The following is a 1635-nucleotide window of genomic DNA, read 5'->3' as shown; positions in this document are numbered from 1 at the left end:
GCCATGCTGCTCGTGCTGACATTCTCGACCGGAATGGTCGATGCGATCGGCTACCTGGGCTTCGACAAGGTCTTCACCGGAAACATGACGGGCAACGTCGTCATCCTCGGCATGGGCCTGGCCGGCGCCGAGGACACTCCGGTCCTGCGCCCGGCACTGGCCCTCGTGTTCTTCATGGTGGGCGCGGCCCTGGGCGGGCGCATCCTCGGCCGCATCGGCGAGGACTGGCACGTGCGCACCACGATCATCTATGCTGGCGTGGCCGTCGGCTGTGCGGGTCTGGCCGTCTACGTCGCACTCATGCCCGATCCCGAGGTGGGGCTGGCCGGGACGATCTTCACCTCGGTGCTCTCGGCCCTCATGGGTGCGCAGGCGGCAGCGGCTCGGCGGATGAAGATCGCCGATGTCACCACCGTCGTCGTCACCTCGACGATCGTCGGCTTGGCGTCTGATTCGCGGCTGGCCGGTGGCGACAGTGTGCGCTGGATCCGTCGCGCGCTCGCGGTGGCCCTCATCCTCATCGGGGCCGTAGCAGGTGCCGCGACGTTGATGATCAATCAGTGGATCGGCATCGCCTTCGTCGCCGTGGCCATCGCCGTCGTGACCGTCATCGGCCACGTGGGTGCCCGGAAGCGGGCCCTCGCCGAGGCGGCTGAGGAGTCCGTGCACGCCTGAGCAATTTCCGCACCTGGGCGGGCGAGCTGACCGACGATCTGAGTGAGACCTATTCAATACCCATGCAGATTGCACTAGCGTGAGGACTGCACAGTTCATCGCGTGGCCCGCGCAACCATGAGGACGAATGGAATGCGAGGCCCTGGACGGGTCCGTCACACGATGTCACCGGAGAAAGCAGAGAGGCTTGTGGGTGCATGATGTCGTCATCGTCAGCACTGATTGACCGGGCCAGTCTGTTCGAAGATGTGCTGGCCGGCCTCGGAGACGCGGTGAGCACTCCGGCACCGATCGTGCTGATCGATGTGGTCGCCGACAATATTGCGCGCATGCAGGCCTTTGCACACGAGCACGGAAAGCAGCTGTTGCCACATGTGAAGACGCACAAGAACGTGCGCATCGGGAAGATGCAGCTCGAAGCGGGCGCGGGCGGGCTGACGGCCGGCAATCTGAGCGAGGCCGAGATCTTCGCTGCCGCTGGATGCGCGGACATCTTCCTCGCCTATCCTCTGTGGGCCGTCGGGACGAAAGCCACCCGCTTGAAGCGATTGCTGCAGAATACGCGGCTGAGCGTGGGTGCCGAGAGCACCGCTGCGATCGACCATCTGGTGCAAGCAGCCGGTGAGTTCGCCGGCCTGCTCGGCATCGTCGTGGAAGTCGACTGCGGAGCCGAACGCTCCGGTGTGCCACCTGACGAAGCCGGCAGGCTCGCCGCCTACGCTCGCGACCGTGGTCTCGTGCCGTTGGGAGTCTTCACATACCCGGGGCACGGCGGCGCCGTCGGAAAGGCCGAGGGCGCAGCCGATGATCAGGCTCTCGCGCTGCGGCACGCTGTTGCTTCGCTGGCCGAACACGGAGTCGAAGCGCACAAGGTCAGCGCAGGGTCGACGCCGACCGCGCACCTGAGCACGGACCCGGTGATCACCGAGATCCGACCCGGCGAGTACGTCTTCAACGACT

The 1635-nt window shown here is 65.8% G+C and carries 2 protein-coding genes; both read left to right on the top strand.

The window, feature by feature from the left end; translation table 11 throughout:
* Positions 1 to 675, top strand: a 675-nt coding sequence (locus L0G76_RS16140) for a YoaK family protein (protein WP_304358140.1), incomplete at its 5' end; no start/stop codon positions are given.
* Positions 676 to 875: 200 nt separating this feature from the next.
* Positions 876 to 1635, top strand: a 760-nt coding sequence (locus L0G76_RS16135; RefSeq protein ID WP_304358139.1) for an alanine racemase, incomplete at its 3' end; no start/stop codon positions are given.

The organism is Brevibacterium picturae (genome assembly GCF_030453725.1).
GTDB lineage: Bacteria > Actinomycetota > Actinomycetes > Actinomycetales > Brevibacteriaceae > Brevibacterium > Brevibacterium sandarakinum_A.
Note: the sequence above shows the minus strand (reverse complement) of the source record. Positions and strands in the feature narration are given on the sequence as shown.